Genomic DNA, 25,168 nt, shown 5'->3' with positions numbered 1-25,168 from the left:
ATTGTCCAGCCCCTCGCGGACAAGGGTCAGTGTCATATCGGCGTTCTGTTTCATTCCGGCGGTCATGGGATCGTTACCGTTTCAAGGCTTGGCAGCGTTGTCGTCAGGTCGATGACCGGGCTGTCGATTCCATCCACCCGCAACCGGACCGGCACTTCGGATCCAGATACTAATCCGGCAAAATTCGCGGTTGCGTCGTTTGCCGGAGTTGCAGGACTGGTCAGCACCTGCATCTGCGTGCCCGCGAGAATGGCCAGGCTTTGGCCGGGGCGGATCGGAGGCGCGCAACTCATCGTGATCGCCACCTCGGGCGGTGCGGGCGCGACCGAAGGCGCGCTTGCCGGGGCCAGCGCCAGAGGCAAGGCGTTCGACGCCTGCTCGCGCCCATCCGGCAGACGCAGAAGAACGTCGATGGAATAGGGTCCGACACGCCATTGGGCCGGATCCAGCGCGGTGTCCGTCGCGGGGTTCGCCGGCGCCAGCGGAGCCGTGCCGGGCAGGCTGACCACAAGCCGGTTGGGGGCAGGCGGCACCTCGGGCGCGAGAGTCAGGACGACCCCGGTTCCGGGCTCCGAGAACCGCACGCTGATCTCGGTCCCCGGCGCGCCGCCGTCCAGCGCAAAACCGGACAGGATGACCTGGCCGCCCAGCCGCATGACCGGATGCCCGTCCTGCGGCAGCGCCGCCGTCAGCGTCGGCACGGGCGGCAGCAACGAAGGCCGGACAAGCACACCGGGATCGCGCTCGGTGACCGGGTCGGGAAGCCCGCCGCGCGACAGGACCGGCAGCGTCGGGCGGATGGGATGCTCGCGCTGGATCAGCACCAGCGACACGTCATAGGCGACCGTGGTCCGGTAGCTGGCCTGAAAAGCGGTCCAAAGCTTGGACATGTCATCGAGCGAGATCGCCCGCGGCGTGATCTTGAGCAGTTCCACCTGATCGGCCAGTTCCGAGGCGCGGATCGGATCGAACTCTTCGGGCGGCAGGATATCGTCGATCACGGCCGCTTCCAGAGCCGCACGGATCGTTTCGCGGCTCAACAGCCCGTTCTCGTGAAACAGCTGCATCGCGTATCCGAGCAGGATTTCGGCGTGCAGCGGTTCGCCCGAGACGACCGTGATGATGTAGTGCAGTTCCAGAGCAAGGGTGGGGCGCTGGGTCAGTTCGCCGGCCGCATTGCGGGTCGGCAGGTCGCGGTTCCGGAACGCGGCGCTGTGCGACACGCCATAGAGAAACACGTTGATCTGCGTCGGCTGATCGCCTTCTTCGGTCACGACCCGGTCGGGCGGCAAGGCGGTCACCGTGAAGTCCGAGCCAAGCACCTGGCTCACGTCGCCGTCGATCAGCGTGTCGTTCAGCAGGTCGCGCAACAGTTGCGTCACTGCGGCGATGGCCAGAACATTGCTCATGACCGCCCCCCGCGAAGATAATCAGAAAGGCTCGGAAGCGGCCGCGATGGCGACGAGCGGGGGGTCTGCGGCGCAGGTTTGGTGGGCGGTGCAGCCACGTCCAGCCGCCCGATATGGATCGTGATTTCCGGTTCCGGTTCCGCTTGCTGCGCTGCGGCGGCTGGCCGGGAACGGCGCGCGGCCGGTGCCGCCGCGATTTCCGGCATGTCGAAACGGTCATGTGTGGGCAGAAGTGGTTCCGGCGGTTGGAATTGTGCGAGTTGATTGTTCCGATCCGGGAGGGCGGGCAGTCTTTCGGACGCTACTTCCGGAGAGTCCAGGGTCTTGGCCGATGCGGCGGGCGGCTGATCCGGGGAGGCCGTATCCGTTTCTAACAAAGGCAGAAAGGGATACGGCTGCTTGGCAGTTGCCGGGCGCGGCGCGGCTTGTTTCCGGTCTTCAGTCGGTGACTGCGATTGCGTCGGTATCGGCTCGGGTGATCGCGGCTCTGATCTTGTTTCCGGTGAAAGGTTGGGGGCCTGCGTTTCCAAAAGTTGCCGATCCGGGGTCATCTCGGTCGTCGCCTTGGTATCCACCGTGGGCTGCGGGGCAGGCGGTTTGGCAAGGGTTTCGGTCTGTATTTCGACGAATCCCGGATCGTTGCGGATTTCGAACCGCGATGGCAGGCGCGGGCGCAATCCCGGCGGCCCCTGGCCCGTGGCGCGTCGGACGAGATTTGCCAGAACGCCGCTCATGCCGACCTCGCCAATGACAGATAGGCCCGCCGCCGCGCTGGGCTGAGCGACAGGGTTTCGGCTTCGGTCCAGCCGTAATGCGCCGCCAACTCGGCCACATCGGACAACAGCGAGACCGCGGACAGTTCGATCGTGGCCCATACATGCGCGGGTACGTCCAGGGTTTCGGTCCATGTCGCGCTGCAATCGGGACAGGTGAGGGCGGTCTGCAGTTCAGCCGCTTGCGCCGCGGCTTCGATCCGGCGTTCGAGTTCGGGGGAGTGCGGCGTATCCGGCGCCAAACGCCCGCAAAGAGCGCCAGGGATTTCATCCGGGGTGAGCGCCGCCACGGCGGCAATGTCCCGACTTGTGATCGGGCGCGTTGGGCTGGTATTTGCGGAAGCGTCAGCCAAGGCTTCGATCAGCGCGCCGATTTCGACGGTGGTTTCCAACTCGGCGGTGCATTCCGGGCAGGTGGCCAACGCAGGCAGATCCGGCCCGAATGTCTGGCGGCGGATCTCCAGCAACTGTCGGTCGCGGTCCGCAAGCGGCAGATCCGCCGGATCTTCCCCAGAGCCGGCAGCCCAGAGGATCGCCAGCGCCCGGTCCAGCGGTTGCCGGTTGGCGCCCGCCTCCCAAGCGGCCAATAGGCCGGTTGCGGTCAAACGGTCCTGCATGCGCACCTCATTCACGCGGCTTCAGACCCGCTGTTCGGGTCAAAATGCCGGTTCGCTGGGTTCTTGAACGTCGGTGTCGCGCACCCAGCCTTCGTTCTCGAGCTTGATGGTCTGGATCGCGATCGCATTGGCATTGGCATCCAGTTCCGGCAGGGCCTGAAACTCGGACACCCAGCAACGGAACACCTGATAGGCGATCGCGAGTTGCCCGGCTTCGTTGTACATCTCGATGATGATGTCCTTGCGGAAATCGGCCAGCGAGCTTTCGGCCCCGAGACCCGCACCAAAGGACCAGACCTTGTTGGCCCAGGCTTCGAATTCCGGGTCGTGGGTGACGCCGCGCTCCAGCGTGATCGCCTCGTATTTTGACCGCCCCGGCGACTTGCGCCCGGTCGAGGGGTCGCCGCCCACGCGGTGCTCGACAACTTCGGTCGTGCGCTTGAGCGCGCCGACCTTGGATATTCCGGCCACAAAGCGACCGTCCCAGCGAACCCGGAACTTGAAGTTCTTGTAGGGATCGAACCTTTGGGTGTTGACGCTGAATTCAGCCATGTCTGTTCGCTCCTCTGGTTAGGTCGAGCTTTGCCCGGCGATCTGCTGGATCGAGATGACGACGAATTCCGCCGGCTTGAGCGGCGCGAATCCGACGTGGATGTTGACGATGCCCAGGTCGATATCGGCCTGCGTCGTCGTCGATGAATCGCAGCGCACGAAATAGGCGTCCGAAGGTTTGGCACCCTGGAACGCACCCTGACGGAACAGGTTGTTCATGAACGACCCCACCGCCAGCCGGATCTGTGCCCATAGCGGTTCGTCATTCGGCTCGAACACGGCGAATTGCGTGCCACGATAGAGGCTCTCCTCGATGAACAGGGCGGTGCGGCGGACGGGGATGTATTTCCACTCGCTGGTCCGGGCATCCGCGCCGACCAGCGTGCGCGCGCCCCAGCTGACCGTGCCGAAGACCGGGAAGGTCCGCAGGCAGTTGAGGCCGAGAGGGTTGAGCACGCCGTTCTCGGGATCGGACAGCACATAGTCCAGCGCCTGCACGCCGCTGAGCCGCGCGTCGATTCCGGCGGGCGCTTTCCAGACGCCGCGCGCATTGTCGGTGCGCGCCCAGAGTCCCGCCATCAGCCCCGAATTCGGGAACGAGCGCAACCGCCCGTTCTGAAGCGGATCGGCCAGGCGGACCCGGGGGAAATAGGCGGCGGAGTTCGTGCTTTTCAGCGGCGAGCTGGCCCCGGCATTCACCCAGTCTCGCGCCTCGTCCAGCGTGTCCACGTTGGGGTCGATATCGACGATGATCATCGCCCGGCGTTCCTCGCAATAGGCGATCGCCTCGGCCAGAACTCCGACCTCGGCATTGCCGGGAACGGCGAAGATGTTGAAGATGTCGGCTTCTTCCAGCGCGTACATTCCGGTCTTGGCTGCCCGGCTCCCGGTGAAGAAGGCCCCGGACGAGGGAGGGATGCCGTCGCTGCCGCCCACCCCCGCAACCTGCGCGGCCGAGCTTTGGCCAACGCCGGGTTGGTAGGCACCGATGTTCGAAAAGAACGTGTCGTCGGGGGCCGCGGCTCCGCCGGTCAGGCCCAGCGCCGCAGCGCCTGCACCTTCAAATGTAAAGGCCAATCCCGGCACAGCGCTGCCCGGCCGGACCACAAGGGTGTCGTCCACCACATCCACAACGGCACCGGAGAACGCCGGTTCAGGACTGGCCGCCAGGGCTGCCTGAATCTGCGCCCGTGCCTCGCCCATCGACGCGGGCACCGGGTTGAGCTGGTGCGTCAGCGTCTCGATCACGCCACCCGTAACCGTCCCGGCGGCGTCCAGGGCGACGAGGTTGACCGTCACCGGGTTGTTCAGGGCAATCGCGACGGCCGAAAAGTCGGGAATCCGATCGCCGGTCGTGCCCGAAGCGGCCGGGCGGGTTTCGCGGGCACCGGCAACCTCGCGCCCGCCATTGACCACGCCGAGGCCAAGGACCGCCGCGGCATTCTGCGAGGCCGCGTTGCGGAATACGACCGCCGAGCGGCGGCCGGGATCGCCGGACTCGCCGGTCAGAACGCCGGCATTGTTGGTGCAGGTAAAGCCGGCCACGCCGTCAATGGCGTTCACCCGGTCTTCGATCCGCTGGCGCAAATCCTCGACCGTGGCAAGATCGTTGGCGCCGTCGAACAGGCGGATCTCGGTCGATGGGCTGCCATCCACCGAAACATTCAGCCGCCGTGTGTCCTCGGTCAGGGCGGCCACGTCGCCGTCTGCCAGCGTCACCGAACTGGTGGAACTGCCGGCCAGCGTGCCCGCCAGGTCGGCATCGGTCAGCTCGACCAGATCCGATGCGGCATTCACCGTGTCCACCGCATAGGTCGCGGCGCGATCGTTCATTGACAGGTTGCGGTGAGTTTCGGTGCGCAACGCGACCATGCGGCCGTTGCGCTCGCCGATTTCCGACACCGTCAGGTTGAACGTGTTGACAGGGTCGGCGGTGTCGTAATCCACAATCAGCAGCAGCGCGTTGCCCCATACCCCTTCGCTGGATGCTTCGGCGGTCAGAGTCACGGCGCCGCCGGTGGTTTCCAGGCTGACACTGGCGGCCCGCGCGTTTTCCGCAACCCGGACGATCCAGCACGTGCCGCCGCCATTCAGAAAGAAGTGCTGAACGGCATAGGACAGGTCGCTGTCGATATGCAGACCGCCGAAGATGCGTTCGAAGTCGCCAAAGCCAAAGATCTGGCGCGCCTCGTCGACCGGGCCTCGGGCGGTGTATCCGACAAAGGCGCCGATGGCGGTCGGGACTCCGGCAATGGCGCGGGCACCGCTGGGAACCTCCTGAATGTAGACGCCGGGATAGGAAACGGAAACGGCCATGGCGAAATGCTCCTCGGTTGGAATACGCAGACAGCACAACCCCCCTGGTCGCGCAGACCAGCGCGTTCCGACCGGGCGATCGGCCAAGATTTCAGTATCAGTTTGTCACTCGGCGTCGTGTTCGGCGCGCTGCGCGCCGAAACAACCAGAAATACAATTGAGTACGCTTGTCTAAACTGTTTCCCCCGCCCCGATTCGAGTCAAGAGAGGCAGCAAATTAGGCGGATTCCAGCGCATCCGCGTTTTCATGAACGTAATCACAGGTTGAGTTGCCAATGTATTCCGAAGCCAAGGCCAAAACGGCTCCGTTGCGGATTTGCCTTGGGACCGAACAACGGAATCGCCCGCATCAAAGCTCCGTTTTCGGCCCGGCCCCCTGATCGCCGTGGACGGGGCTGGACGCCAGGAGCCATACCCATCTCTCCGATTTTTCGGCATTTTCCCGGCACGCCTCCTGGTTGAAATCGTGGTTTTCGACCTCCACCACATTTCCGCCCAATTCGCGACGCCAAAAATTCGCAATCAGGTCAAAGAAACACCGTGTTGAACGGGATGCTTCTCAGAACGCGTTAACGAGTCTGCTGCCGCCGGTTCGACGCCGCGTGCCGATGTCCGATTTGCCTCTGGAGAAAGGACTGCACTGTGAACGATCCGATGAACCATGGTACCTCTGGGGATCAGACAGCCATCCTCGCGCGGGACGACTTCATCCGCGAACTGAAAGAGCTGAACAAGCAGTACCCCGACACTGGATTCGGCGTTTCGCTGCAAACCCATGCCGGAGAGCGTTACCTGCTGGCGAACGGGAAGATGCCGTTGCCCGAGACCAAATTGCAAGGGTTCCCGACAGGGCAGCGTGTTGCTAGTCTTGAAAATGGGTCACGCTTTCGTTCGATCGAAGTCGTGGCTGATTCTGAAGCACTCGCAACACTCAGCCCGAAGACCGAAGCCGACATGGTCAAAGATGTTCTGGACCTGATTGCACGGATCGAAGCCGCAGCCAGCCCGCCGCCCGGCCGGTTTGGCAGCCGGCCTTCGGCGGGGGGTGTCGCGATGGGAACTGGAGGGTAAACATGGCGCGCAATGACCACCTGCTGTCTGTCGGAAACGAGGCGCTGACGCCGATGACATCGGCGATGTCGTCGCTTGGCACCCAGATAGATCAGTTGACCGAGGTGGCCGACGCGCGCTCCTCCGCCCGACTGGCGACGCTCAAGAACCGCATGGAGAATTTCGTCGCCAGCGTCACCTTCGTGGGTCAGGTCAAGGCGGGCAAATCGACCGTCATCAACATCCTCACCGGCCGTCCGGGCCTGCTGCCCTCGGACGTGAACCCATGGACCTCCGTCGTCACGACGCTCAACATCAACACGCGCCCGCCGGGCGACACTAAGTCCAAGTTCACCTTCTTCGACAAGGAAGAATGGGACAATCTGATGGTGGGCGGCGGCCGTCTTGGCGAACTGGCCAACCGCGCCGGCGCCGATGACGAGATGGAGGACATCCGGCGGCAGATCACCGAGATGAAGGCCAAATCCGAAGAGCGGCTGGGCAAGCATTTCGACATCATCCTGGGCCAGAGCCATCAATACGACTATTTCGACGAAGAACTGATCCAACGCTATGTCTGCCTGGGCGACGAGGACGATCCGGACATCAACCCCAACACCGGACGTTTCGCGGATGTCACCAAGTCCGCCGAGCTCTATATGGACATCCCGCAATACCCGATCGCGCTGAAATTCTGCGACACGCCAGGTGTCAACGACACTTTCATGGTGCGGGAACAGATCACGTTGCGCAGCCTGCGCGGCTCGGAGGTATGTGTCGTGGTTCTGGCCGCCAGCCAGGCGCTGACCACGATGGACATGGCGCTGATGCGGATCATCGCTCAGTTCGAGAACCGCCAGATCATCCTGTTCATCAACCGGATCGACGAACTGGCCGATCCCGTGAACCAGGTTCCCGAAATCCGCGAGCGCATAAACCAGACGCTCAAGCAGAACAACATCAGCGAGGACACCAGCGTTGTCTTCGGCAGCGCGATCTGGGCCGAGGCGGCGCTGACGGGCAACCCCGACCTTTTGACCGAAGAGTCGCACCGGGCCCTGAACACGCTGTACATGGCCGCCGGCTTCGATCCGGCCAGCGCGTCGCTGGACAAGATCTGGGCCTTGTCGGGCCTGCCCGATCTGCTGCTGGCGATCAACGAAAGGATCGCCGAAGGCGCTGGGGCGCGGTTGATTGACCGGGTCCGCCACCGGGCGCGCAACATCGCCAGCCAGATCCGTGCGACGTCGGTCGCCAAGAACGTGTCCGGAACCGAAGAGGCCATCGTCCGCGACCTGGGCGGGCTGTCCCCGGAAGATGCGATTTCGGCCGTGGTCGAGGATTATGAGAAAAAGGCGGCGAACCTCACATCCGCATTGCGCCAGAAAGTGATGCAGCGCATGGCGGCGGCTGAAGACAGCTTTGTCAAACGCGCCACCGACTCGCTGATCGCGCATCTGGAGCAGAATGGCGAAAGAGGCACCTGGCAATACGACCCCGCCGGTCTTCGCACCCTGCAAAAGGCCGCCTATTTCAGCTTTGCCCGGAACATGCGCAAGGAGGTGGGAGAGCTCTATGCGCAGGCGGCCCATGACATCGAGGCCGTCTATCACAAGCTTCTCGGCAACCATCTGGGCGAATTCAACATCGAAGCGCCGATCGTTCCCCGTGTCCCGCCGCCGCTGGCCATCGGCCGCACCATCGCGCTGGACCTTCAGAGCACGTGGTGGCGGCGCTGGTGGCAACGCCGCAAGGGGTTCGAGGCGTATGCCGCGGATTACACCCGCCTGATCGCGGCCGAGGCCAACTCGATCACCAAGGACATCGAGGAAAACCAGATCGCGGCAGTTCTCGAGAACGTGCGCGCGACCCTCGATGAATTCATGCATGAGCAGAAGGAAACGCTGCTCAGCATCTCGCAAACTTCGGATCAGGATCCCGAGCGCCGCGCGGCGCTTGCGGCTGGGCTGAGTCCGGAAAAATCGCGGGACGAGATCCTGGGCGACATTCTGAAAGATCTGAGCAACGAAGCAGCGTAAGAAAATGAAAAAAAGAGAACAGGAAATCCGCTTCGTCACTGAACGGCAGTGGAAACGTATCGAGCGATGGTCCCGCCGCAAGCCCGTGTTTGCGTTGATGGGAGAATTCAGCGCCGGAAAATCGACGCTCATGAACTTTTTGCTCCGCAAGAAGACCCTGCCGACGCAGGTGACGGCAACGCAACTGCCGCCGGTCTGGTTTTCCTGGGGAGACAAGCCGGCCTATCTGGTGAACCATGACGGCACCCGGACCCAGATCGAATTGGATCAGCTGGACCGGATCGGCGTGGACGACGCGCAGTTCATCCGGATCTTTCTGGAAGCCGACATTCTCGAAGCCGTCGATCTGATCGACACGCCGGGCATTTCCGATCCCAAGATATCCTCGGACGTTTGGGAGCGTGCGGTCAGGCAGGCGCATGGCGTCATCTGGTGCACCCATTCCACGCAGGCCTGGCGTGAAACCGAGCGCGCAACCTGGGTGTCGCTGCCCGAGCGGCTGCAGGAAAACTCGCTGCTGCTGGTCACGCGGGCGGATGCGCTGGACGCGAAGGATCGCCAGAAGGTGCTGCGCCGGGTGAACCGCGAAGCCGGGCACCTGTTCAACCGGTCCATCCTGTTCTCGGCGAAAGACGCAATCACCGCCCGCGACTACACCGGCGATGCCGAGCTGTGGGCACGCAGCGGCGGCGGCAAGATGATCGACAGTTTCCTTGAGATCACCGAGAGCATTCTGAGTTCACGGACCGACATCCTGTCGCGCTACAAGATCGGTCGGAGCGTGCCCGAAACAGGGCAGGTGGTCTCGGTCGTGACCCCGGTTCGTCCTGCCCGCGTCGAACGCCGGACGGAAGAAAGCGACCGAGAGCGAGAGGACGCGCAATCCCGCATCGAGGCGGACGAGGCCGAACGGCTGCGGACGCAGGTCGCAACCGGCGAAGACGAGGTGGCCGCCGACGACAACCTGCGTTCGGTCTTCCGTTTGCCGGTGGGCGAGCCGCCGGAGAGCGACGAGCGCGAGGAAGCCGAGGATAGCGCACGGGCACCGCTGCGCCTTCTGGAAGAAGACGAGGTTTCCGATGACGCACCGCTTGTGCCGGAAACGTTGGACGCCCAGAGCGCGGATGGGACCACGGTAGACGACCTTGCCGAGGAAAGCCGCGAAACTCCGGTCATCGGCGAAGAGGAAGATCCGTTTGCGGCCTACGAGCCGTTTACCGCGGGTGCCGAAAAGGCGCAAGGCGACGACACCGGGCAGGCGCAGCCCGACGGGGTCGAACCCGAGGATGCAGCGAAACCGGAACCGGACGTGGTGTCTTCGATCACTGCGCTGATGGCCGCGAATTCAAGATCCGGCGACGAGGACTATGAACCGCCGCTGGGCGACGAGGATCTGCTGGCCGACCGTCAGAGCGCCAACATCTTTGCGCTTCCGGCATCCGATGCCGAGGCTGACGAGGAAGGGCTTGAGACGGACGACGATGCGGACGGGGACGAGGATGCCCTGGAAGCATCCGTTGACGGGCCGCTCAGCGCGCTGCGCATGTGGCGCGAAATCGTCGCCTCGGAAGAACTGCCGTCGGATGACCAAGAACTTCTTGCCGTGTTCCGCACCTTTCTGGAAGAATTCGATCAGGTCGCGGCGGAGCATCATGCAAGGCAGGTGCGGAATGCGCTGCACACCGTTCCGGGCACCGGCAAGAAACCCGGATCGGAGTGGCATGTTCTTTGACTCCGGCACCGCGACTGGCGGTCACATTGCGCCAGCGCATGATCGCCCGGGACCACGGGGCACAAAGGCAGGAGCGACATGTCTCTGGAAATCGCGCTGAAATCCGCCATGGAGACCATACCCGACTGTTTCGCAGCCGGATATTTCGACATGGAAACGGGCATGTTGCTGGGGCTTCAGGCGGACGATGACGACAATCGCGCCGTGCTCGAAACGCTGGCGGTTTCGGTCGCCAGCCTGTTCCAGGGAAAGGGCGTTCGGGCCCTGGAAGAGATGTTGAGGGCGGCGGGTGCCGAAGATGACGAAACGGCCGGGTTTGGCGAAATCGCGGTGTTTTCCGACGATCGCCTGCACGTCTTCATGCGCACCAAACAGTATCCCGATCACGTGATATGCTACATATGCCGGGACAGCGCCAATGTCGGTCTGGCGCTTACAAAATCACATATGAGTCTCGGAGCGGTGTCCGCGGCCGTCTGACGCGGAATTGAGGGGAAGGGCAGTGATAGACGCAGAAATCATTGACATGCTCGGCAGGATCGGCCGGACGGCCCAGCCGCGGCTGTCGCCGGTCACGCTGCTGTCCGGTGACACGGCGCTTGACCGCCGCACCGCCGTCCTGCGCGCCATCCGCGGCACCGTTCTGCCGCGACGGCTGGAATTCGCGGCCGGGAACGGCAGCCATCTGGTGCTGGAGGTCAGCAGTTCGCGCGTGACCGACGTACTTGACGCAAGCCACGGCGACATTCCCGACTTCGACTCCGAAGCGCGCGAAACGATCGCCGGCAAGCTTGCCGCCCTGATCTCGGAGTTTTGCTCCGCGCCCGGCCCGCTGCAGTTGGAGTCCGTAACCCCGGACGAAACGCCCCAAGCCGACGATGTCGGCATCACCTTCAGCGAGATCGAAGCGGCCTGTGCGGCCCGTTTGCCGGCCGAGGACACGCAGGCGATGCCCGAACCCGCACAGCAAGTCGTTGCGCCGATGGCCGAAACGGCCCCATCCGCGGGTCTGGCCCAAAGGTTCTTTGAAGGCGCGGAAGGGTTCGCCATGGGCCAGGTTCTCATCGACAGGGACGGAAACGCGCCTTCGTTTTCCGCCGGCGATTGCGCCCGGGGCGGCGCCCTGTGCCCGGAGGAAGTGACGCTGAAGCGGTTCGTGCGCGACTTGGCGGCTTGGGATGCGGACAGCGCCGCGGCCATGTCCAAGCCGCAGCTTGTCGTGTTCCGCCCCGCCGGCGGAAAGGGCAAGGCCCTCGCGGTGCTGCGTGACGACAGCGCCACCGCGCTCGCGGTGCATGAGGCGCGCAAGCTTGGGTCGGTTGTCAGTCTTTGGAAGTCCTTGTCGCAGGCGTCGGAAGAACCCTGACCGACGCCCGCAACCGATTGTTTTTTGTTGTTTTCCAGTGTGAACGGTACCCCGAATTGTTCGTAAGGTAGTGACATGAGTGAGACCAGTCGCCGGGAGTTGATCCGGATCGCAGAAGAAATGTACGAAACGGCGAATGGCGAAACCCGTTTGTTCATTTCCCGGATCATCCGCGATTTGACGGGGCTGAAGCCCGGGGTCGCCTTTGTCGGTCAGATAAAGGCCGGCAAGTCACGCCTGATCAACGGGTTCACGGGGCATGCCGAGTTTCTGCCCTCGGACGTGAATCCCTGGACCACCGTCATCACCGACATGCATTTCGGACATCCGTCGGGACGCACGAACGGCGCCGAGTTCCATTTCTTCGACAACCAGCAGTGGCAGGCGCTGATCGCCGAGGGCGAAGAACTCCGCAACCTGTTCCCGGACGAGGAGGACGGCTACAAGCGCGAGATGATCGAGGAGCAGGTGGAGGCGATGAAGACCCGCGCCCGCCTGCGGCTGGGCGACAGCTATGAAAAGCTTCTCGGCCAAAGCCACGATCTGGAAGACCTGGATGCCACCGACCTGGCCCGCTATGTCTGTGCCGGCGACGATCCGACGGACATCGCAACGGGCGAGCCGGTCTCGGATCGGGGATTGTACAGCGACATCACCCGAAAGGCCGAAGTCTATTTTGATCTGGGCCATTTTCCCTTCCCGCTGACCGTCACCGACACGCCGGGCGTCAACGACCCGCTTCTGATCCGCGAAGAAATCTCGCGGCAATATCTCAAGGAGGCCGACTTCTTTGTCGTGGTGTTGTCAGCCCATCAGGCTTTGTCGCGGGCGGATCTGAAACTGTTCCGCCTGATGCAGGCACTGGAGCTTGGGCAGATTGTCGTTTTCATAAACCGCGTGGACGAGCTGAACGGGGGCGTCGCGGACGCCGCCAAGGTGTATGTGGATGTCGAAGAAGGATTGGAAAGGGCGCTGGGCAACGCCAATATCGACGTTCTGATCGGCAGCGCCCAATGGGCGCACTATGCGCTGACCGGTGATGAAGCAGGGATCGACCATGACAAGGTTCTGGCGTGGTTGCGGGCGCATCCGGCGCAGATGCAGAAGTACCTCGATGGCGTCAAGGAGATGAAACAAGGCCCCGGCCCGGTCAGCCGCGAGGCGGTTTTGCGACTGGCGGCGATGATCGCCTCGGGCTTGCCGGACCTGCGCAGCCACGTCACCAAGGCGTTGGCCGCCGGGCCATGTGGCGAGCAGCTGCAAATGGCCTGGCAGCATCTGAACGGGTTTGCACAGGGCGAGCTGGAACGCACCGAGGCCAGGGTCCGCGCGCTGAGCGCCGAGACCGAGGAAGAGTCCGCCGACGCGGATGAGAACGACGGGATCCTGGCCAAGTTGCGCGAAATGATCGCCCAGAAGACCGCCGAGATGACGCGCGACATGGACGACGTTTTCGCGAACCTGCGCGGTGTCATGGATGACACTGTGGCCGAGATGGTAGCCGAGGTGGTGCGTGGCCCGAATGGCAACTCGCCCCTTCTGGCCAGGGGTGGTGCGACCGAACTGGACTTTTCGGCGTTGCGCGAAAGAATGCGCGAACTGCTGCAGGACGCGACGCAGGTCGTCCGCCAGCGGATGCTGAGCGAGCTTTACACGATCGATATGCAAAGCAACGCGGCGCTCCGAAACCTGTCAGGCTGGCAGGACAACTCCGAAAGCCGGATGAACACCAGCGCGGTGCGGTGGTTCCGCCCCAACACGATGGCCCTGACACGCGGCATCACGGTCGAGTTGCGGATCAGTTGGCTGTCCCGCCTGATCTCCAAAAGCAGCGTCGTCGCGCGGGCCGAGAAGATGATCACCGAGGAGTTCGAACTGATCGGTGACGACCTGGTGGATACCGCCCGCGTCGATCTGTTGGAGCGTCTGCAAACCGTACTCAGGCACCACCTTGCCTTGCTGGCGGGCCATCTGGAGTCTACAAATACGGGTGAGGGTGCAACCAGCGCGCGTGCCGAGGCGCAATCGGCCTATGATCAGGCGCGCAGGATTGCCGAAGAACTGGGATCGGTCTTTGGACCGGCCGGGACAGACGGAAGAAAAGCGGAGGCCGCAGAGTGATCGAATTTCCCGAGTCCGAGCAGGTCATCCGGCAACTGGAATGGTTCCTGACGGCGACCCGCGATGCGGCGGAAACCAAAGAACTGGCCGACCTGCGCGAACGCGCCCAGGCCCATGCCGAGCGCCTGTCAACTGCGGTCGCGATCGGGTTTGCCGGAGAATTCGGCGCCGGGAAATCCAGCCTGGCCAACATGCTGGCCGGGGCGGACATTCTGCCCACCGGGCCAAACCACCTGCAATTGCCGCTGGTGATCGTGAGCTATGCCGACGAACCGGAAACGACGGTCGGCTGGTGGGACAAGCCGCAAAAGACCTTTGCCGGCATCGCGCTGGAAAAGGCCGCGGCCGAAGAGCCGGACTTCATTTCGGTCGGTCTGAACTCGAACGCAATGCGGGAAATCTCGCTGTTCGACCTTCCGGGTTCGGGGGCGCTGGACGACAGCTATACGAAGACTCTCGAATTGTTGAAATTCGTCGATTGCGCGATCTGGTGCAGCAACGGCACCAATGCCTGGCGTGAAACCGAGCGTCACCTGTGGTCCCACGTTCCGCAGGAGTTGCGTGACAACAGCCTTCTTGCCGTCACGCATACGGACTTGCCGCCGGTCAAGGAAGGTTTGGACCGGTTGCTGGCGCGGCTGAAGAAAGAAACGGGCACGATGTTCCGGGCGGTGGTGCCGATCGGCACACCGGTCGCGGTCAAGGCCATGTCAAAGGAACCGGATCCGGATTTCGAACTTTGGGAATCCTGTGGCGGGCAGGCATTGGCCGAAGCGGTCCTGGGCGTCGCCTCTGCCCGTCGGCAAAAGGACATCGATGCCGCACGGCACGACCTTGAAAGCGCGTTTCTGCCCGCGCTCGACACGATCGAAGGCGCCAGGTCCGCGCCGTCTGCTCCGCGTGCCAGTCCCGCCGAGGCATTGCAAAACAGCCTTTCGGCCGCAATGCCGCCGGTATCCAACCCGATCCTCGAGGACTGGCTGGCCGCGATCACGTCGATCTACGACGACCTGCGCGAGAGTTCGGACTTGGACCCGGCGTCCTTCCTGCGCAGTTGCCAGGAAGTCGTGGAGGACTTTGCCGAACGGCTGGACAGCGGCGCCGATCTCGACCCGTCGGCGGACTGGGTGCCGGCGGAATTCGCAAAGGCGACGGACCTTCTGTTGCTGCTGCAGTTCGAGAGCGGAAACGCACCCCTGCGGGATGCTGTCAACATCCTCGCGCAGCTCGGCGACAGCCTGGCCTGGGCCGGCAGTTCGCTGCCTGACGCCGCACCGCGGACCGGCACCTGACCACTCGACCCTGTGATTGAAATCTTGCGAACCGATTCGCCCATTGCGGAAGCCTGGGTTGGTGTGGGGACAAGTCCGTTGCAAAGTGCAGAGTTTTCGCGCTTTAGGCCCTGAATTGTGTCTGGCGACTTCAGAATCTGGCCGTATTATGTGTACCATCCGCTACGGCCGGGTTTGGAGTGACTGCCCTTCATAGGTAGGACACCGGGGGGCCCAAATTTGGTCGTAATTGAAAAGTTTAACCAATTGTAGCCCTGCGGTCGTGTTTGGTTGTGAGTTCGTGGGCCTTCGGTCTTGGTGCCGCGCCGCAGATACGTGAATCACGGGCAGGAAGATATGAGCCAGAACCACGCTGTCGGACACGAACACGACGACGGGACAAATATCGAGGCACTGCGACCGGGCGCGCGCCTGCTGCGTGGTCAATACGAGATTCTCAGCTTTCTGAACAACGGCGGATTCGGGATCACCTATCTCGCGCGCGACAGCCTCGAGCGCGACGTGGTGATCAAGGAGTGTTTTCCCGGTGCCCTGTGCCGGCGCAACGGCGACAAGGTCGAGGCGGCCGATCCGTCCTACCGCGAAGACCTGCACGCGATCATCGACCTGTTCATTCAGGAAGCCCGCAACCACGCCCGGCTGGTTCACCCCAACATCGTCAACGTGCACCAGGTCTTCGAAGACAACCAGACCGCCTATATCGCGATGGACCTGATCAGGGGGGGCGATCTGCTGGAATACATGCAGAACCCCAAGAACAAGGCCGATCCGGACTTCGTGGTGCAGGTCGCGGAAAAGATGCTGTCGGCGCTGTCCTTCATCCACGAGAGCGGGATGCTGCATCGCGACATTTCGCCCGACAACATCCTCATCGACCCGAACGGCGAACCCATCCTCATCGATTTCGGCGCGGCGCGCGAACGGGCGGCCAACCAATCCGCGGCACTTCTGGCGCTGCGGGTCGTCAAGGACGGCTATTCACCGCACGAATTCTATGTGCGCGGCTCTGAACAGGGGCCAAGCAGCGATCTCTACGTGCTGGCCGCCACGCTGTACCACGCGATCAGCGGCGAGCGTCCGATCGATGGTCAGACCCGGCTGAACGCCTTCAACAACAGTCAGCCCGACCCTTACGTGCCGCTGGCCGGCCGGTTCGAAGGCTATCCCGAGGGCTTTCTCGACGCGATCGACAAGGCGATGGAGATCCATGCGACCGATCGGGTCCAATCGGCGCTGGAATGGCTGCAGATGTTCCGTGGCCCGGATGTCAAGTTCGACAACTTCAGCTATCGCCCGGTTTCGGTGATCGTCGCCGTTGACCGCAAGGAACAGGAACCGCTGAGCGAAGCGGAAAAGGAACGCATCCGCGCCGAGACCGAGAATGCCGAGGCCGTGGTCACGGCGCTACTGGCCGGCAACCCGGACATCGCCATCGGCGGCGCGCCCGAAGGCCCGAAGAGGAAGGTGGATCTCGACAAGCCGGAAGATGCGCCGGTCGCCGTCGATACGGTGGTTCGCAAGGAAACCGGCAGCGGCAAGGTGGTCGTGACCGTCGCCCTGGCGACCGCGGCATTGGTCGCCGGCGGCTATTTCTTCCTGTCGGATCGAGCGCCGCAGGAAACAGCCGCAGCCTCCGGCGACCGGGCCGTCGCAGTCGTCCAACCGGAAGCGTCTGCCGCGGCTGGTGCTGACGCGGCTACCCCCGCGCCCGATTCCGCTGTGGCGGAACGGACTGAAACCGACGCCACGGCGCAAATACCGATCGAGCAGGACAAGACGGATGGTGGCGATGCGGCTGCGTCCGCTCCGGTTGCCGAGGAGTCGCGCGAGGCGGAGTCCCGGGAAATGGCAGAAACCGCCGCGCTGGCCGAACCCGGTGAAACGGAAATCACGGCCACGCAGAGCGAACCGGCGGATACGGCTCAGACACCGGTCCCCGCGCCGGCAGAATCCGCGTCCACGGAGATGTCGGCCGATCAGACCGGGCCGGAGTCCGCGGGACTTTCCGAGGCGACGGACTCATCCGAAATCGAGCTGGCGCTGGCGGACATCGAAGATCAGTCCGTTGAACCCGAAATCGCCGAAGCGCCGCTGCCGGCCGAGACCGCCGGGATCGCCTCCGAACCCGCGTTGAACCCTGCCGAGACCGCCCCGGAAGAACAGGCGCAGCCGGATCAGCTGGCTCAGGTCGCGGCCGAAAGCGCCACCGCGCCCGATGCGGCAGAGCCTGTCGATCTCGTCGATCCGCAGGTCATCTTCACGCATTGGGATGTCGAAATCCCGTTCGAGACCAGTGTGCGACGCTCCTCGAATGCCAATGTAATCGCGGTGACGGGCATCGACCCGAACCGGGACATGACGGTGATCGGGGATTGGGTCGCCCGCGGCACGGTCATTTTCACGCTCAACGGCGAGCCGGTTCGCGAAGGACTCTCGTTCGCCTCCCAGATCCTCGACAACCTGGAGGTCGATCCGGACGGATACATCCGAGTGGTCGCGCGCTATCGCCAGATGGGCAAGACCCGCGCCAACAACGGCCTGCTGGCCTTGCCGGCGCTGCGCGTGTTCGGGTTGGCGAACGGCGTTGCCCTGATCGCGCGCAACGATGGCGGCGAAGGCTGGCAGACCGTCGTCAGCGCCACCAGCGAGACCGCTGCCCCGGATCTGCGCGAAGGGGATGTGGTCATCCGGGAAACGATCACCGGAACCGTGATCGACGGGCCGGAAAGCCTGGATCAGGCACTTGCGGCCCTCGTGGCCGAAGGCCGCCCCGAAGCGCAGCTGACCGTGTTGCGCAACCAAGCCGAAATCAACGCTGTGATGAAGCTCGCAGAGGAGTGAACGAACCGGTGAAATCCTAGACTGCCAGAGTGTGTTTCTGCGGGAATTCTCAATTTTCGCCCGGGTGGGTGCCGGCCCGCCGCAGTCCGTAACCAGTGTGATGTTGTCCTGAAATTCGACGCTGTCTGAACCGTGGATCAGGCGGAAACGAGAACTCAAAACGGAACTTCGGTTCTGATGTCAGTGATGCGGAAGGTCGTCGCCATGTTCAAATACAAAAGCCCCCTCAGTCGGCTGCTCGAAGGTGCCGGCAAACCCAAGGACAGCGCCGAAAGCGCGCCCGAGTCCGAAGCGCCCGAGCCGATCGCGGATCTGAACGCGTTGCGCAAGGCGTTGGCCGGCAGCAGCCTGAAGGAGGAGTCTTTCGAAGACACGGACGAGCTCATTCCGGAAGAAAAGATGCCGGACTTTGCCGAAACCGAGGTGCCGGATTCAGAGGAAAAGTCGGAATACGTTCTGCGGGAGCCGATCCTTGACGAGGCCGAAGCCGAAGACAGCGCGCCCAGCGCGGACCCGGCCGAAGGCTCGGACCAGGTTGTGACGCTGCACGTGTCGCCGGCCGAGGAAACGACGGTGACGGTCGAACCGGGTGAGGCCCAGGCCGCGCCTCCCGCCGCGCCCGAAGCCGCGGCATCTGCGCTCGAAACGCAAGAAAACCCGGCGCCGGCCCCCGTCGAAGCCGAAGCACCCGCGCCGGAGGCGGTCGAGACACCGCAACCGCAGGCGCCTGCGCAAGCGCCGGTCGAGAACCGTCGGGAACGCGTGAAGACGACGTTCCTCGGCTTTGAACGTCCGGACACCCATGTGCAGGATCTCATGGAAGGCGCACCCGCGGCTCAACCCGCGGCGCCGCAAGCCCAGTACCCCGTCGGCTGGTTGGTCGTGACCGCAGGTCCGGGGCGCGGCACCAGCATCGCACTGACCGAGGGTCTCTTGCAGATCGGACGGAATGACGACCAGGCCATTCAGCTCGATTTCGGAGACCACGGCATCTCGCGCAGCAATCACGCGGTGATCGCTTACGACCCCGAAGATCGCAAATGCTATCTGGGTCACGGTGGCAAGGCCAATCTGGTCCGTCTGAATGGCGGTCCGGTTCTCAGCACGGTGCCGCTGTCCAGCGGCGACGTGATCCGGATCAGCGAAACCAGCATGCGGTTCATCGCCTTCTGCGGTGACGACTTCGATTGGCGGGACGAATAAGGAATGCTGGTGTCTCCGACATACGACATCGCTCTGGTGGCGGACAAAGGGCGCCGCGACACGCAGGAAGATGCGATTGCGGCGCGCTTCTTCGATGCCGCCAACGCTGGCTATGTGGTCGTTGCCGACGGAATGGGCGGGCATCACGCCGGCGATGTCGCCTCGGAGCTTGTCATCCAGGCTTGGCGTCAGGTTCTGGACGAGCAGCTTGAAAACGGGTCGGGTTCCCAGGCGGCGCTGGCCGATGCCTTGCCGATGGCCGCCATGCAGGCCAATGCCGCCATGTCAGGGCACGTGAACGGGCAAAGCGCGGGCTTTGCCATGGGGTCGACCCTGCTGGGCGCTCTGATGCTCGGCAAGCACCTGTTCTGGATTTCGATCGGAGACAGTCCGCTGTTTCTGTTCCGCGGCGGCCGACTGTTGCAGATCAACGAGGACCACTCGCTGGCGCCACTGATCGATGCCAAGGTCCAAGACGGCCTGATTTCGGCCGAAGAGGCGCGGGTGCATCCCGACCGCAACCAGCTGACATCCGTCATCATGGGCGCACCCATCCCCAAGGTGGACTGCCCGGAACGCCCGCTGGAACTGATACAGGACGACATTCTGATCGCCGCCAGTGACGGCCTGCAGTTTCTTGAGGATGAAACCATCCGCACCGTCCTGAACGAACAGCGCCACAGCCCCTCGCAGGACATCGCCGACGCGCTGCTGCAGGCTTTGCGCGCCTTGGGCGACCCGGATCAGGACAACGTTTCGATTGCAGTGGTGAAGCCGGTAAACATCTGAAACCTATAGAGCACGGAAAAGAATACAGGGACCATGAAAAACCATCTGATCGCATCCAGTTTTGCGCTCGCGGCCGCTGCCGGGTCCGCTGCCGCGCAGGAGGCCTGCTCGCAATATGTCGTTCAGCGCGGGGACAGCCTGCGCGAAATCGCGCAGCAGGCCTATGGCACATTCGACTATCGGATCATCTACGACGCCAATCGCGAAGTGATCGGCAGAAACCCCAACATCATCTATGTGGGGATCACCCTCGACCTGCCCTGCACGCCGGTCACGGCGGCGCTGCAGAACGCGGAGCCCGAGACCGAGGCCGAGCGCATGGCCGCTGAAATGGCCGCCGAGCTGGTGCGGGCGGCCGAGGAACGCGCGGCCAAGGCGATCGCCGAAGCCGAAGCCCGCGTGGCCGCGGCCGAGGCCGAGGCCAAGAAGGCAAGCGAAGAGGCGGTGATCGCCGCCCGGGCTGCGGCCAAGGAGGAAATCGAAGCGGCCCGCGCCGAGGGCGCCGCCCTGATCCGCAACGCGTCCGACGACGAACGTCCCGCGATCCGCGACCGCCAGCTGCTGCTGATCACCGGCGGAGGGTATTCGCCCTTCACCGACGAAAGCCTGCCGAACCGCGGGTTCTACACAAAACTTGTTGAGACCGCGTTCCTGCGCGCCGCGCCCGAGCAGGCCTACAAGATCCAGTTCGTCAACGACTGGAGCTCGCATCTCGACCTGTTGATGCCGACGCTGGCCTTTGACGCCACCTTCCCCTGGTCGCGGCCCAACTGCGAGGCGGCCGAGGCGCTGTCCGAGAAGGACCGCGAGCGGTGCGAGACCTACAATTTCTCGAACCCGTTCTACGAGGTGGTGGATACCTTCTTTGCCAGGGACGGGTCGGGATATGAAACGACCCGGACCTATTCCGACTTTGCGGGCACCACGATCTGCCGGCCCGAGGGGTGGTCCCTGTCACACATGGACGCCGTCGGTCTTTACGAACCCGCGATCAACCTGTTCCGGCCCGTGTCGCCGGATGAGTGCTTCCATGCCGTCATGGACGGACGTGCGGATATCGTGGCAATCGAGGCGCACCTGGCGGTCGAGGCGATCGCGCGGCTGGGCTACGAACACCAGATCATCGAGAATCCGAACCTCGCCGCGATCAAGTCGCTGAACGTGATGACCCATGTGGACAATCCGGATGGCGAGGCAATACTGGAAACATTGAACGAGGGGCTGATGATCATGCAGCAATCCGGCGAATGGCGAGATATCGTTTCGACCGCGCTGCGCTATCAGATGGAAAACGGCTGAACCCGGACGGGCCGGCAAACGGAACAACTTGGAGGAAGTAGCAATGTTCGAACTCAATCTCAGAAAGATCGCGCTGACGGCCGCCGCCGTTACAGCGCTTTCGGCCGGGGCGGTCAGCGCGCAGGAGGCTTGTACCAACTATACCGTGACCGACGGCGACACGCTGGCGACGATCTCGATCGCCGCCTACGGAACGTCCGACTATCAGCCGATCTTCAACGCCAACCGGAACATCATCTCCAACCCTTCGGACCTCGAGCCGGGCCTGGTTCTGGCGCTGCCGTGTGAGGACGGCAGCCTGCCCAACGGCCTGAGCGCGCAGGAGCTGATCGCGGCGGAAGAGGCGCGGAACGCGAACAACCGCGTGTCGAACGTGTATGAACCGCCGATCAAGATCGTGACCGGCGGCAACTATGCCCCCTTTGCCGATGAAGAGCTGAGCGGGGGCGGCTTCCTCGTGCGCCTCGCGACCACCGCGCTGAACCGCGCCGGCAACAACCGCGACTACTCGGTGAGCTTCGTGAACGACTGGGCCGCGCACCTGGATACGCTGCTGCCGCTCGGCGCCTTCGACGTGTCGCTGGCCTGGTACATCCCGGACTGCTCGAACAGAACCTACGAATGGTCGGCCGAAACCGAAAAGCGCTGCACCCAGTTCGACTCGACGGTCAGCGTCTATGACACGGTGATCGGCTTCTACACCCTGCCGGAAAGCGAGTTTGCCCAGGCCCGCTCGTTCGCGGACTTCAAGGGCGCGACGATCTGCCGGATGGAGGGATGGTTCACCCACGATCTCGAGGAACAGGGCGTTTACGAGCCTAACGTGACGCTTGTCCGCCCGATCAGCGCGACCGAATGCATGGATGCCGTGCTGACCGGCGTGGCGGATGTGGCCTCGTTCGAAGTTCAGCTCGCGGCGGATGCGATGAGCGAAATGGGCCTGACGCAGAAGGACATCGTCGAAAACCCGTTCGTGAACACGGTCGCCAGCCTGCGTTTCGTCACGCACCGGACCAACCCCTATGGCCGTCAGTACATGGCGATGCTGAATGCCGGTCTGAACGAGATGCGTGAATCCGGCGAATGGTACGCGGTCGTGTCGGATACGCTGCGCGAGCACAACGAAAAGATGATGGCGGCGTCCAACTGAGCCACGTCGTAATCCACGCAGAAGGCCGGTCGTTTGACCGGCCTTTTCTTGTCGTGCCGGGGTGCAAACGGGGCATCTAACCCCCTGAAAGCGGGAAAAAATCGAAAATCTACGGGAATCCCCTAATTTTCCGAGGGCGGTATTTTGTCTAGTCTTGATTCATGAATTCCCCGGTCCGGCAACTTGATGCCGAACCACTCACTCTGGAGAGGCCGACATTTTGGGATGTCGGCCTCTTTCGATTCCCGGTCCGCGCGACCCGGTGCTTCTTGCCGGCAAGGTGCGAGGCCATCCGCAAGCGAGTCGGCAAAGACAACGGCGCATCTGGTGGAACGGGCGGGGACCAGGGAACAGGTTGGTTCATCCCCGGCCCGCGCGCCAGCGAACATATCGGCCCATGGCCCGTTCGAGAAAGCCCGGCGCCTTTTCCTCGTCCAACCGGAGCTGTCCGCCCCCCGCGCGGTACATTTCGGCGAAGATGTCGAGCACCTTGGATTTCACCATCCCGCGCAGCGGCACATGCGCCATCATCCCATAGGTCGCCGCACCACCGATCCGGGCAAGATCAGGATTGGCGCGGACGGTCGCGACCGCGTTTTCCAGATCCTTCAGGTACTCCCCGGCCACCTCCAGGTGTTTTGCCGTGACCATGCAATGAATGCCATCCGGGTTCTGCACCCGGTTTATGTTCCAGCCTGCCATCTCAAGCTGATCCGCCACCGCATAGATGCTGAGCCCGGGATCGGACGAGCCATAGGCCAGCAGCGGCCCCTGCGGATTGCCCAGAATGCGCAGGCCCGGAATGGCGGCGATCCCGGCCTTGAGGGTCTCGACCGCCAACATGGTTTCCGAAGCCAGCCGCCGATACCCGGCTTCGCCCAGCTTCTGCATCACCGCCCAGGCCGCGGCATAGGCGCCGCCCGGACGGGTGCCCAGCAAGGCCGGCGAGGCAAACACGCCGCCCGGCCAATCCTGATAGACGAACATCTGGTGCTTGAGCAGGTCGAGGTTGCGGTAGAGAATGGTCGAGGCGCCCTTGGCGGCATAACCGTATTTGTGCAGGTCGGCCGAAATGGAGGTGACGCCCGGCACCCGGAAATCCCAATCCGGAAGATCGGCCCCGTTGCGCTCCATGAAAGGCAGGATCAGACCGCCGACGCAGGCATCGACATGCAGCGGAATACCTTTGGACTTCGCGATCGCGCCCATCCTTGCGATCGGGTCGATGGTGCCGTGCGGGTATTCCGGGGCCGACCCCAGGATCATCACCGTCGCGGCGTTGATCATGCGGTCGAGCTTCGAGATGTCGGTCGCCAGATCCTTGTCCATCGGCAGAAGCCGGGCTTTGACGCCGAAATACTCCGCTGCCTTGAACCAGGCGACATGCGCCGTGGCCGGGATGATCATGTTCGGGCGCGTCACCTTGCGCATCTTGCGCGCCATGTCGCGATACGCCTTGACCGCCATCAGGCAGCTTTCGGTGCCCCCCGCAGTCATGACCCCGCAGGTCTCGGACCCGCCATGCAGCAGTCCGGCCATCATCGAGATGACCTCGGTCTCCATGCGTTTGAGGCTGCTGAACGCGGCCGGGTTCAATCCGTTGGCCGAAGAATAGGCGGCATAGGCCCGCCCGATGAAGTCGTCATGCGCCTGGTCGAGATGATAGACGAGGCTCCAGGTCCGGCCCGCGCGATAGTCGGGATCGTTCTCGGAAAACCTGCGGAGTTCGTCCAGAACCTGATCGTCGGGCCGGCCTTGTTCCGGCAGCTTCTGATGATCCATGTCCTATCCTTTCGAGGCAAGCAGCAGAGCCAGCGAGATCCCAAGGTAGTTGCCGATGGCGAAGCCGAGAATACCTGTCGCCATGCCCGACATCAGGATCGCCGGGTTGTTCAGGCGCCGCGCCACCATCGGGACAAAGGCGGGCGACATGATCGCGGCGACGGACGTGATCAGAAAGGTATCGCGGTCCAGCCCGGCCAGCCGTGCCAGAAGCGCGTGCAGGGCAAAGCTGCCGAACGTCGCCAGGACGCAGAACAGCAGGATGGCGGCGTCCATGCCCCGCAGCGCGCCCAGATCCATCGACGCGGCGACGGCCAGCGAAAACACGTAGATCAGGTACAACCCGATTTGCGGTGCAGCCCGATTGTTGCGCAATCGCGGGACAAAGGATGCCGCGATCCCCAGGCTGGTCAGTAGCAGGATGATCATGATCTGCGGGTTCGCCAGGGTCTGCAGCGGCGATATCCACGCCGCAAGGCCGACGCAAACACCTGCCGCGACAAGCGCACCACCACCCTGCGACAGCCATTGCCTCGTGGTCAGGCGTTCCGGGGGCCGTCCCGCGCCGTTTTGGGCCGTTGCTCCCGTCGGCTCGGAAAACGCGGGCAGGAACCGCGCGAACAGCGGTGGCGCCGTGGTCAGGACGAACAGCAGGTACAGCGCCCCAACCACGGTGTCGACGGTGGCAAACAGCAGATAGCGGTTGTCGGGAATGTCCAATGCCAGCTTTATCGCACCCATATTGGCCAGCCCGCCCGTATACATTCCAACCGCCATGCCCGACAGCTGATCGGCCTCTTCGATTCCCTGTCGGGCAAAGACAAAGAATAGCGCGGT

Annotated in this window: 19 protein-coding genes; 12 read left to right on the top strand and 7 right to left on the bottom strand. The window is 63.5% G+C overall.

The window, feature by feature from the left end; genetic code table 11:
• Positions 1–62 precede the first annotated feature (62 nt).
• The 5 genes from AC2FNJ_RS09460 to AC2FNJ_RS09440 are packed head-to-tail and all read right to left on the bottom strand — an operon-like array spanning position 63 to position 5,667.
• Entirely contained in the window at positions 63–1,409 is a 1,347-nt protein-coding gene (locus AC2FNJ_RS09460; RefSeq protein WP_496763979.1) for a Pvc16 family protein, read from the bottom strand.
• A complete protein-coding gene (locus AC2FNJ_RS09455; protein WP_496763978.1) occupies positions 1,406–2,143 on the bottom strand; it encodes a hypothetical protein in 738 nt (245 codons plus the stop codon). The genes AC2FNJ_RS09460 and AC2FNJ_RS09455 overlap by 4 nt, the downstream gene beginning before the upstream one ends.
• The gene (locus AC2FNJ_RS09450) at positions 2,140–2,799 is read right to left on the bottom strand and encodes a hypothetical protein (protein WP_496763977.1); all 660 of its coding nucleotides are present in this window, start codon (positions 2,797–2,799) and stop codon (positions 2,140–2,142) included. Before AC2FNJ_RS09450 ends, AC2FNJ_RS09455 begins: the two co-directional genes overlap by 4 nt.
• Before the next feature lie 39 nt (positions 2,800–2,838).
• Positions 2,839–3,351: a phage tail protein gene (locus tag AC2FNJ_RS09445; protein ID WP_496763976.1), complete on the bottom strand. Its 513-nt coding sequence runs from the start codon at positions 3,349–3,351 to the stop codon at positions 2,839–2,841.
• A gap of 18 nt (positions 3,352–3,369) precedes the next feature.
• Positions 3,370–5,667 (bottom strand): phage tail sheath family protein, encoded by a 2,298-nt coding sequence (locus AC2FNJ_RS09440; RefSeq protein ID WP_496763975.1) that lies wholly within the window; start codon positions 5,665–5,667, stop codon positions 3,370–3,372.
• A 642-nt stretch (positions 5,668–6,309) separates the two neighbouring features.
• On the opposite strand from AC2FNJ_RS09440, the gene AC2FNJ_RS09435 reads away from it, so the two are divergent.
• The 12 genes from AC2FNJ_RS09435 to AC2FNJ_RS09380 all read left to right on the top strand — a co-directional run bounded on the left by AC2FNJ_RS09435 (position 6,310) and on the right by AC2FNJ_RS09380 (position 22,549).
• A complete protein-coding gene (locus AC2FNJ_RS09435) occupies positions 6,310–6,738 on the top strand; it encodes a hypothetical protein (protein WP_496763974.1) in 429 nt (142 codons plus the stop codon).
• Between the two features lie 2 nt (positions 6,739–6,740).
• The gene (locus tag AC2FNJ_RS09430) at positions 6,741–8,756 is read left to right on the top strand and encodes a dynamin family protein (protein WP_496763973.1); all 2,016 of its coding nucleotides are present in this window, start codon (positions 6,741–6,743) and stop codon (positions 8,754–8,756) included.
• 4 nt (positions 8,757–8,760) lie between these two features.
• Positions 8,761–10,488, top strand: coding sequence for a dynamin family protein (locus AC2FNJ_RS09425; protein WP_496763972.1), 1,728 nt, complete (start codon positions 8,761–8,763; stop codon positions 10,486–10,488).
• 78 nt (positions 10,489–10,566) lie between these two features.
• On the top strand, positions 10,567–10,968 hold the full coding sequence (locus tag AC2FNJ_RS09420; protein WP_496763971.1) for a hypothetical protein: 402 nt from the start codon (positions 10,567–10,569) through the stop codon (positions 10,966–10,968).
• A gap of 22 nt (positions 10,969–10,990) precedes the next feature.
• Positions 10,991–11,854 carry a hypothetical protein gene (locus AC2FNJ_RS09415; protein ID WP_496763970.1) on the top strand — a complete coding sequence of 288 codons (864 nt, stop codon included), beginning with the start codon at positions 10,991–10,993 and terminating at the stop codon, positions 11,852–11,854.
• A gap of 75 nt (positions 11,855–11,929) precedes the next feature.
• The gene (locus AC2FNJ_RS09410; protein ID WP_496763969.1) at positions 11,930–13,975 is read left to right on the top strand and encodes a dynamin family protein; all 2,046 of its coding nucleotides are present in this window, start codon (positions 11,930–11,932) and stop codon (positions 13,973–13,975) included.
• Entirely contained in the window at positions 13,972–15,267 is a 1,296-nt protein-coding gene (locus tag AC2FNJ_RS09405; RefSeq protein WP_496763968.1) for a dynamin family protein, read from the top strand. Before AC2FNJ_RS09410 ends, AC2FNJ_RS09405 begins: the two co-directional genes overlap by 4 nt.
• Before the next feature lie 336 nt (positions 15,268–15,603).
• Entirely contained in the window at positions 15,604–18,108 is a 2,505-nt protein-coding gene (locus AC2FNJ_RS09400; protein WP_496763967.1) for a serine/threonine-protein kinase, read from the top strand.
• Positions 18,109–18,294: 186 nt separating this feature from the next.
• Entirely contained in the window at positions 18,295–19,311 is a 1,017-nt protein-coding gene (locus AC2FNJ_RS09395) for an FHA domain-containing protein (RefSeq protein WP_496763966.1), read from the top strand.
• Positions 19,312–19,314: 3 nt separating this feature from the next.
• Positions 19,315–20,100, top strand: coding sequence for a PP2C family protein-serine/threonine phosphatase (locus AC2FNJ_RS09390; protein ID WP_496763965.1), 786 nt, complete (start codon positions 19,315–19,317; stop codon positions 20,098–20,100).
• A gap of 33 nt (positions 20,101–20,133) precedes the next feature.
• Positions 20,134–21,399 carry a peptidoglycan-binding protein LysM gene (locus AC2FNJ_RS09385; protein ID WP_496763964.1) on the top strand — a complete coding sequence of 422 codons (1,266 nt, stop codon included), beginning with the start codon at positions 20,134–20,136 and terminating at the stop codon, positions 21,397–21,399.
• 43 nt (positions 21,400–21,442) lie between these two features.
• A complete protein-coding gene (locus AC2FNJ_RS09380) occupies positions 21,443–22,549 on the top strand; it encodes a peptidoglycan-binding protein LysM (RefSeq protein WP_496763963.1) in 1,107 nt (368 codons plus the stop codon).
• A gap of 360 nt (positions 22,550–22,909) precedes the next feature.
• On the opposite strand, the gene AC2FNJ_RS09375 is transcribed toward AC2FNJ_RS09380, so the two are convergent.
• Entirely contained in the window at positions 22,910–24,331 is a 1,422-nt protein-coding gene (locus AC2FNJ_RS09375) for a pyridoxal phosphate-dependent decarboxylase family protein (RefSeq protein ID WP_496763962.1), read from the bottom strand.
• 3 nt (positions 24,332–24,334) lie between these two features.
• Positions 24,335–25,168: DUF819 family protein (locus tag AC2FNJ_RS09370; RefSeq protein ID WP_496763961.1), on the bottom strand; the 834-nt coding region annotated here is incomplete at its 5' end.

Source organism: Ruegeria sp. BHSB196 (assembly GCF_059613135.1).
Note: the sequence above shows the minus strand (reverse complement) of the source record. Positions and strands in the feature narration are given on the sequence as shown.

Bases quoted from the DNA above. Each gene is read 5' to 3' on its own strand.
- AC2FNJ_RS09455 (WP_496763978.1), bottom strand. From the start codon at position 2,143: ATGAGCGGCGTTCTGGCAAATCTCGTCCGACGCGCCACGGGCCAGGGG.
- AC2FNJ_RS09450 (WP_496763977.1), bottom strand. From the start codon at position 2,799: ATGCAGGACCGTTTGACCGCAACCGGCCTATTGGCCGCTTGGGAGGCG.
- AC2FNJ_RS09460 (WP_496763979.1), bottom strand. From the start codon at position 1,409: ATGAGCAATGTTCTGGCCATCGCCGCAGTGACGCAACTGTTGCGCGAC.
- AC2FNJ_RS09400 (WP_496763967.1), top strand. From the start codon at position 15,604: ATGAGCCAGAACCACGCTGTCGGACACGAACACGACGACGGGACAAAT.
- AC2FNJ_RS09430 (WP_496763973.1), top strand. From the start codon at position 6,741: ATGGCGCGCAATGACCACCTGCTGTCTGTCGGAAACGAGGCGCTGACG.
- AC2FNJ_RS09420 (WP_496763971.1), top strand. From the start codon at position 10,567: ATGTCTCTGGAAATCGCGCTGAAATCCGCCATGGAGACCATACCCGAC.
- AC2FNJ_RS09395 (WP_496763966.1), top strand. From the start codon at position 18,295: ATGCGGAAGGTCGTCGCCATGTTCAAATACAAAAGCCCCCTCAGTCGG.
- AC2FNJ_RS09380 (WP_496763963.1), top strand. From the start codon at position 21,443: ATGTTCGAACTCAATCTCAGAAAGATCGCGCTGACGGCCGCCGCCGTT.
- AC2FNJ_RS09410 (WP_496763969.1), top strand. From the start codon at position 11,930: ATGAGTGAGACCAGTCGCCGGGAGTTGATCCGGATCGCAGAAGAAATG.
- AC2FNJ_RS09385 (WP_496763964.1), top strand. From the start codon at position 20,134: ATGAAAAACCATCTGATCGCATCCAGTTTTGCGCTCGCGGCCGCTGCC.
- AC2FNJ_RS09440 (WP_496763975.1), bottom strand. From the start codon at position 5,667: ATGGCCGTTTCCGTTTCCTATCCCGGCGTCTACATTCAGGAGGTTCCC.
- AC2FNJ_RS09445 (WP_496763976.1), bottom strand. From the start codon at position 3,351: ATGGCTGAATTCAGCGTCAACACCCAAAGGTTCGATCCCTACAAGAAC.
- AC2FNJ_RS09375 (WP_496763962.1), bottom strand. From the start codon at position 24,331: ATGGATCATCAGAAGCTGCCGGAACAAGGCCGGCCCGACGATCAGGTT.
- AC2FNJ_RS09425 (WP_496763972.1), top strand. From the start codon at position 8,761: ATGAAAAAAAGAGAACAGGAAATCCGCTTCGTCACTGAACGGCAGTGG.
- AC2FNJ_RS09390 (WP_496763965.1), top strand. From the start codon at position 19,315: ATGCTGGTGTCTCCGACATACGACATCGCTCTGGTGGCGGACAAAGGG.